Annotated in this window: 7 protein-coding genes; 6 read left to right on the plus strand and 1 reads right to left on the minus strand. The window is 52.8% G+C overall.

The genetic code is table 11. The annotated features are described in order from the left end of the window. The first annotated feature begins 143 nt into the window (after positions 1-143). From ACMV5I_RS23260 to ACMV5I_RS23275, 4 genes are read left to right on the plus strand one after another with little or no spacing between them, the layout of a single operon-like run. Positions 144-1,259, plus strand: coding sequence for an RNA ligase RtcB family protein (locus tag ACMV5I_RS23260; RefSeq protein ID WP_414825359.1), 1,116 nt, complete (start codon positions 144-146; stop codon positions 1,257-1,259). Further along, positions 1,256-1,873 carry a peptide chain release factor H gene (gene prfH, locus ACMV5I_RS23265; protein WP_414825360.1) on the plus strand — a complete coding sequence of 206 codons (618 nt, stop codon included), beginning with the start codon at positions 1,256-1,258 and terminating at the stop codon, positions 1,871-1,873. Before ACMV5I_RS23260 ends, prfH begins: the two co-directional genes overlap by 4 nt. A gap of 50 nt (positions 1,874-1,923) precedes the next feature. Continuing rightward, positions 1,924-2,637, plus strand: a complete 714-nt coding sequence (locus tag ACMV5I_RS23270) for an RNA ligase family protein (protein ID WP_414825361.1) — start codon at positions 1,924-1,926, stop codon at positions 2,635-2,637. After that, positions 2,625-3,740: an AAA family ATPase gene (locus ACMV5I_RS23275; RefSeq protein ID WP_414825362.1), complete on the plus strand. Its 1,116-nt coding sequence runs from the start codon at positions 2,625-2,627 to the stop codon at positions 3,738-3,740. Before ACMV5I_RS23270 ends, ACMV5I_RS23275 begins: the two co-directional genes overlap by 13 nt. A gap of 86 nt (positions 3,741-3,826) precedes the next feature. On the opposite strand, the gene ACMV5I_RS23280 is transcribed toward ACMV5I_RS23275, so the two are convergent. After that, positions 3,827-4,405 carry a YiiX family permuted papain-like enzyme gene (locus tag ACMV5I_RS23280; protein ID WP_414825365.1) on the minus strand — a complete coding sequence of 193 codons (579 nt, stop codon included), beginning with the start codon at positions 4,403-4,405 and terminating at the stop codon, positions 3,827-3,829. 278 nt (positions 4,406-4,683) lie between these two features. Between ACMV5I_RS23280 and ACMV5I_RS23285 the strand changes: the two genes are divergently transcribed. Together ACMV5I_RS23285 and ACMV5I_RS23290 are read left to right on the plus strand one after the other, a co-directional pair. After that, on the plus strand, positions 4,684-6,588 hold the full coding sequence (locus tag ACMV5I_RS23285; RefSeq protein ID WP_414825363.1) for a methyl-accepting chemotaxis protein: 1,905 nt from the start codon (positions 4,684-4,686) through the stop codon (positions 6,586-6,588). A gap of 235 nt (positions 6,589-6,823) precedes the next feature. Continuing rightward, positions 6,824-7,735: a transglutaminase domain-containing protein gene (locus ACMV5I_RS23290; protein ID WP_414825364.1), complete on the plus strand. Its 912-nt coding sequence runs from the start codon at positions 6,824-6,826 to the stop codon at positions 7,733-7,735. The last annotated feature ends 116 nt before the right edge of the window (positions 7,736-7,851 follow it).

A 7,851-nucleotide genomic window follows, 5' to 3' on the forward strand; every position in this document is an offset into this window, starting at 1 on the left:
AAGGAGGTACATCATGAATTATCAAGCACTGTTTACCCTTTGCGGGTCGTATCCTCAGGCATAATTTCCTGTTCTCCAGGTATTGCTAGGGCTACCGCCCGCCAAATCCAAAAAATTAGATAAAATATTAATCAGGATTGGTTATGAGCAATACTATTGGCTCCGTTACGCCGCGAGTTTCATTGATCGCGTCGGAACACACCTGGATTGAAGGAAATGCAATCCAACAATTAGAAATTACCGCCAAGCTGCCGGATATGGTGCGCGTGGTCGGGATGCCAGATTTGCATCCTGGCCGTGGTTACCCGGTCGGTGCCGCTTTCTTTTCACAACATCGCTTCTACCCGGCGTTAATCGGTAATGATATCGGTTGCGGTATGTCGCTATGGCAAACAGATTTGCTGGCGATGAAACAGTCGCTGGATAAACTGGAAAAAAACCTGGGCAATATTGACGGCCCGCTAGAGGAAGAAGAGTTGGGGGATATTCCGCCAGCGCTTGGCGATTATTCTCGTGCATTAGGCACCATTGGCGGCGGTAATCATTTTGCTGAACTGCTACGCATCGACGAAATATATCAACCGCAGGCCGGTCTCGATAAAAAACGTCTGATGCTGTTGGTGCACAGCGGTTCGCGTGGTTTGGGCCAGCTAATACTGGAACAGCATGTGCGCGCCCATGGGCATCATGGCCTGCTGGAAAATACCGATGCGGCCAACGATTATCTGCAACAGCATCAACAGGCGTTGGATTTTGCAGGCTTAAACCGGCAACTGATTGCCCAACGGATATTTCAGCGGTTACGCACTGCTGGCGATTGCCTGCTGGATATCCATCATAACCTGCTGGCGGCGGCCACTATCGAGGGCGTGCCTGGTTGGCTGCATCGTAAAGGGGCTACGCCGTCGGATGAAGGGCTGGTGGTGATCCCCGGTTCGCGCGGTGATTACAGCTATATCGTCCAGCCGCTACCTGCCGCCAGCAGTTTGTATTCGCTGGCGCACGGTGCCGGGCGAAAATGGATGCGTTCCGAGTGTAAAGACCGTTTATTGGCGCGTTTCAGCACCGAGCAGTTGGCCAGAACCCGCTTCGGCAGCCGGGTGATTTGTCGCGACCGCCAACTGATTTATCAGGAAGCGCCAGAAGCCTACAAGCCGATTGATAGCGTAGTGGGTGCCTTGCAGCAGGCCGGATTGGTCACGTTGGTGGCGCGTATGCAACCGGTGTTGACCTACAAAACCAGCGGGGGGCAGTCATGATCTTGTTACAGATTTCTGCCGCCCAGGGGCCGGATGAATGTTGCCTGGCTGTGAGTTTGGCACTGCGCCAGCTCCACAAAGAGGCTCAGGCCATGCAGGTGGAACTGTGTGAGGTTGAGCGGGAAGAGGGCCGCCTACCCGGCACGTTGCGTTCGGTGCTATTGACGCTTAACGGCGAAGCGGCGGAGCCATTGGCCGCCAAGTGGTACGGGACATTGCAGTGGATTTGCGAAAGCCCGTGGCGTACAGGGCGCTCCAGAAAGAACTGGTTTATTGGTGCAGCGCGTTTCTCTCCGGCAGCAGTGCCAAAAGAGAGCGAGATCCGTTTTGAGACGTTGAAGTCCTCCGGGCCGGGTGGGCAGCACGTGAATAAAACGGAGTCGGCTATTCGCGCCACCCATATCGCTAGCGGCATTAGCGTCAAAGTGCAGACCGAGCGCAGCCAACATGCCAATAAGCGTTTGGCGTATTTGCTGATCGCTCACCGTTTGGAACAGCTTGAGCAACAGCAACTGGACGAACAGCGTGCTGAACGACGGATGTTTCACCATCAAATAGTGCGCGGTTCACCGGTTCGGATGTTTAAAGGCGAAAGCTTTACGCCGCTCGCTTAATCAATATCGGCCTGATGGGGCAGGCTGGTAAAGCTATAAGAAGAAAAGAAATGGAAACACATAAATATGGTCGGACGTACCATTATCCGTTCTCACCGGGAACCACCAGTGACGATCGGATCAATAAACACTATTGGCAAGACATACCGTTAATCCCCTCACTGATCCATACGGAAAAGCTCGATGGTGAGAATAACTGCCTGAATCGATATGGCGTATTTGCACGCTCCCATGCGGCACCGACGGTTTCGGCCTGGACGCGCCAGATCCGCCAGCGTTGGCAACTGATTAAAAATGACCTGGGCGATATCGAGCTGTTTGGGGAGAATTTGTATGCCACCCATTCGATCGAATATCGTGGCCTGCAACAGGACTTTTATCTATTCGCCGTGCGCTGTAAAGACATGTGGCTGAGTTGGCAAGAAGTGCAGTTTTACGCGGCATTATTTGATTTTGCCTGTGTACCAGAAGTGGTACAGGACGTGCCGCGCCAGACGGAACAAGAATACCGCTCGGCAATATTGGAGCAGGTGCGGGGAGTAGGGAGTTTTGCGCCGCACGATGTGCATACCGGCTTGCCATGCACCATGGAAGGGATTGTCACCCGCAATGCGGCTGAATTCCCGGTGGCTCAGTTTTCCCATAACGTATTTAAGTACGTGCGTAAAAACCATGTGAAAACCGATCGTCACTGGAGAGTGAATTGGCAACGAGCGCGTATGGCGTACGAGTATCAGCAGGAGGATAAACCATGTGGTGCTTAAGTGAAGACAAGCAGTGGGGCAGGCTGGCGGATAAATTCCGTTGGGTGGCCGATATGCATCAGGTGCCACAAGATCCCCGTCATCATGCGGAAGGCGATGTGGCAATCCATACCCAGCGCGTGCTGGCGGCACTGACCGAGTCTGCGCAGTTTTTGGCGTTGCCAGAGCAACAGCAGGAGCTGGTTTGGGCTGCCGCCTTGCTGCACGATGTAGAAAAACGCAGTACCACGCGGGTTGCCGACGATGGTTCGGTGACCTCACCCAACCACGCTAAACGCGGTGAACTGACCACGCGCACGATCCTCTATCGGGATATCGTGACACCGTTTGAACTGCGTGAACAGGTAGCGGCCTTGGTACGTTTTCATGGTTTGCCGTTGTGGATCATGGGGCGGCCATCGCCGGAGCGGGCGCTGTTATTAGCGGCCTTACGGTTGGATACACGGTTGCTGGCGATGTTGGCACGGGCAGATGTGTTGGGCCGCGAGTGTGACGACCAAAACGGCCTGCTGGATAACATCGAGCTGTTCGAACTGTTTTGTCAGGAGCAGCAATGCTGGGGGCAAGCGCGTCCTTTTGCTAGCGATAACCAGCGTTACCACTATTTGACGCATCCGCAGGCTAGCGTGGATTTTGTTCCCTACGAGCAATTTCAGAGCGAAGTGACGTTACTCTGTGCGCTGCCGGGAATGGGTAAAGATCGCTATATCGCGCAGCATGCCGCTGGGATTGAGGTTATCAGCTTGGACAACATCCGCCGGCAACATCGGTTGTCTCCTACCGACAAAAACGCGACCGGCTGGGTCGTGCAGCAGGCCAAGTTGCAGGCTAAGACGTTGCTACGGCGGGGCGAACCTTTTGTCTGGAATGCCACCAATATTACCCGGCAGTTGCGTAGCCAGTTGGTTGAGTTGTTTATCGCCTATGGCGCAAGGGTGAAGATTGTTTACCTGGAAGTGCCGTATGCCCAGTGGCAGCGGCAGAATGCCGAGCGGGAGTACAGCGTACCAACTGATGCGATGGCGCGGATGCTGAGTAAATTGGAGATCCCGCAGGCGGACGAGGCGCATGAGGTGGAGTTGCGGGTGCAGGACGCAAGCTAACCTGGTTTGTGCAAGGGTGCCAGCGCGGAGCTAATGTGTAGCACATACAGTCCCCTATCCATGTGGATGGGGGACGTCACCGTAGATTAATTCGCGATCACCGTGACTAACTGCGGTGATTCAAACATCGCCTTCGGCGAAATAACCGATTCGTCCCACGGGATTTGCGTTCCGTAGCGTTCCTTCAGTTTCTTCTGCACGGCAGGAGCACCAAAGTTAAATTCACGCACTTTTTGCAGCTTGCCGATTTGTATCCCTAGTGCGCGATCGTAAATTTTCCACACCAACTCTGAGCAATATAACTTCTCATCAGACCAGGAAAACTGCATGTCGTAGGGCTTTCCTGCAAAGCTTTTGGCCTGCTGGCGTATTTTTAGCTGCGCGGACGGCGTCATCATTTGCTTGGAGTTCTTTAGCCGTTTGACGACAAAATGCTTTTTTTCTCCCCGATCGATCCAGGCGGCCAGAGGCGTGTATTTCACCGTCGATACCGCTTCGAATACGTAAGGTTTGCCATCTCGCAGCACAATGATGCCCATGTGGCTGTAACGCGAGCCGGTGGCCTGCTGTATCGCCAGGCTCTGTGCCGAGCGGGAAGTGTGGAAAATGATGTCACCATCCTGCACCGCAGGTAGCTCGCGAGCTTGGCTGACCAGCACGGTCATCAGGCCGATGGTGAGAAACAGAATAGCCCACAGGCGTTTGGTAAAAATCACGTTCAATCCCTCGAAGTTAGAATCTAGCCATTTTATCGGGGCTGTGTGAAGTGAGGATGAAGTGGTAGAGCAAAGCAGGGAGGTCGCATTGGCTGCCTTTATGCTTTAATAAAAATAATGCTATTTATCAATGCAATAATAACAATTCCATCATTGTGGTTAAAGGGTGCTTAAAGCAGGCCGATAGCTGTTCTATTGATGTTGTCAGCTAAATAGGACGAAACCGGATGTTAGGGATCTACCGTATATCGATGAGAATGAAGCTTTTCATTGCTCTGTTTCCACTGCTACTGGCTTTATGCTGGTTTGCCGGTTCGGGGATGAAAACCCGTATCAACACCGAACGTCAGATGGATGTCATCGTTCAGCTAACGGCAATTGCGCGTGGCGCAGGGGATGTCGTGCATGAGCTGCAAAAAGAGCGTGGTATGAGCGCAGGTTACCTGGGCTCTGGCGGCGGGCAGTTTCGCGCTGAACTAGCGGAACAACGTAAACTGACAGATGCGGCTATGGCGAAATTTAGCCAGCTGTTAGCTAAAACGGATCGCCGCGCATTGGAAGGGATTGATACATCGGCGATTCAGTTATTTAACGACCAAACCCAATTGCTGAGCGAGGTGCGCAATAACGTCAGCAATTTACACACCGCAGCACCACAAGCCATTGGTTTCTATACTAAGACCATCGCGCAGGTGCTGGATTTTGTCGGCGGTATCGGGCATTTGACGACATCGGGCAAAATCGGCCAAGAATTGTCAGCGTATTACAGCCTGCTTAACCTGAAAGAACAGTCGGGAATAGAGCGAGCATTACTCTCCGGCGTTTTCTCTGGCGATCGTTTTGGTGATGGGCAATTCCGCCAGTTGAGCGATGTGGTAGGAAAACAAGAGGCCTGGCTTTCTGCGACTCGTCGTTTCAGCACCGCGGAGCAGGCGGCGGCGCTTGATGGCGCATTACGCTCTGCATCGGCAGCCGATGCCCTTAAGTTTCGTGAGATTGCGATCGATAAAGTCGCCACCGGTGGATTCAAAGTTAATCCTACCGATTGGTTCAAGGCTCAGACTCTGCGCATTGAAGTGCTGCGTCAACTAGAGAATCAAACCGCTGACACCTTGCAAAAGCATGCTGCAGAGTTGTCACGCACGGCACGTAGCGAATGGATAACTTTCCTGTGTATCAGCCTTCTTTCCCTGGCAGTGGCCTTGGCGATAGCCATCGTCGTTGCGCGGAGTATCCATCTGCAACTGCAAGGAACGCTGAAAACGATTGGTGAAATGGAGGGGGATTTGACCCAACGCCTTAGCGTGCCGGGTAGTGATGAGTTGTCAGCATTGAATCATGCCTATAACCAATCCATTGAAAATATTCAGCATATCGTTAAAGAGATTAAATCCGGCTCGGAGGTGCTTCACCATGCTAGCGGTGATATCGCCGCTGGTAATCAGGATTTAGCGCAACGTACTGATGAACAGGCGGCATCTATCGTTGAAACTGCGGCAAGTATGGAACAAATATCCACGGCGATCGCCCAGACTGCAGATAACGCCCGCGAAGCTGAACAACTCACGCTGGCGATGGAGCGTGATGTCATGCAGGCGAATCGTGTGGCGAATGAAGCCAGCCAGAGCATGACGGAGATCCGTAATTCTAGTGAGCAGATTTCACGTATCGTGGCTTCTATTGACGACATTTCTTTTCAGACCAATTTATTGGCGCTCAATGCTGCGGTAGAAGCCGCTCGAGCTGGCGAGTCCGGCAGGGGATTTGCGGTGGTAGCGAGTGAGGTGCGTAACTTATCTCAACGTTGTGCTAAAGAGGCGAGCCAGATCCGAGAGCTGATTAATCAAAATATGGAAAAAATTGCAGAAGGCGTCGCCCGGGTTTCGGCTTCCGGGATCGCGCTAAAAGCGGCAGCAGATAACTCTGGGCTGATGAAGCAATATGTTAGCGATATCGCTCAGGCCGCCAACGAACAATCATTGGGGGTGGGGCAGGTTCATCTGGCTTTGAATCAGCTTGAACAAGTCACCCAGCAAAATGCGGCTTTGGTTTCCCAAGCGGCCAGTGCCAGTCAGGTACTGGACAACCAAGCGGCGGCGATGACCCAATTAGTGAATCGGTTTATCGTATAATGTTGTTGTAAGGACGGTGGGAGTAATCCCACCTCCGACTCGATCGTTCGCTCCGTAGCGTATTTTTATTATTCTTGAGACGTCTCCACTTTCCCTCATGCCGTTTACCGTATATTCCCTGATGTCTTTTTGTGTAAGCGGTATGTCGTTTTGTGCTGCCTGGGTGCATACTATTGCCCTCCCAAAGGCGGTGGGCAAGGCTTTGGCGCTATCTGATAATAAAAAAGGAACGGTGATGGAAAGGCGTAAATTTCTCAAGGGTGCGGCGGCGTTATCTTCTTTTGGGCTGATAAGCCCGGTCTGGTCTGAGTCGCGTAAAACGGATATCCCTGCGTCAACCTGCGTGGATAACAGAAGACGTTTTGTGATGACACAAACTTACCAGTTGAAAGCGCCAGCAGGCTCAGAAGGTAAGGCCAATCTGTGGATCCCGGTCCCCGTGGACACCGCCTTCCAGCAACTGAAGCACATTTCTTTTTCCGGCAACTATCAGCAGGCCTACCTCACGGCGAATAATACCTACGCAGCTAAAACGTTGTTTGCTTCCTGGCCGGACTCCAAAGGCCCGATGGAACTGAAAGTGGAAATGCTGATTGAAACCTTGGATTGGGAACCGCTAAAGAGCAACCAACTGGCCGAATGGCACCTCCCGCAAACCGATCTGGTGTTCCCCGCAGAAGTACAACCCTATCTTAACGCGACCCCACATATCCCGGTGGATGGGCTAGTGAAAGAAACGGCGTTAAAGATTATTGGCAGTGAGAAATCCCCTCTGCAGCAGGCGAGGCTAATTCATGAATGGGTAAGAACCCATATGCATCGCGACGATGCGGTGATTGGCTGCGGGACCGGTGATGTGGGCCAAATCCTTAAGGCCGGCAAGCTGGGCGGGAAATGTACCGATATCAACTCCGTGTTCGTCGCGTTGTGCCGTGCCTGCGGGATCCCGGCCCGTGAGATGTTTGGTATTCGCCTGGGCGCATCCCGCAAGTTGGGGAACTATTCGAAGAAGGCATTTGGTAGCGCTGATGAGCAAGGCGTGGCAAAAGTCAGCGGCGGGCAGCACTGCCGGGCGATGTTCTGGCTGGCAGGTTTCGGCTGGCTACCAGCCGATCCGGCCGACGTCACTAAAATGCGGCTTTGTTGAATAATTCGGATTTAGATAAAAGCGCCTCTCGTCACTGATTTCCTCAGGCAATCCGCACACTTTCTGGCATCCCTGCACGCGTCATTTTGTTTAAGGCACGGATCATGGCCATAGTT

This window comes from Serratia sp. T13T92 (assembly GCF_047530105.1).
Classification (GTDB): Bacteria; Pseudomonadota; Gammaproteobacteria; order Enterobacterales; family Enterobacteriaceae; genus Chania; species Chania fonticola.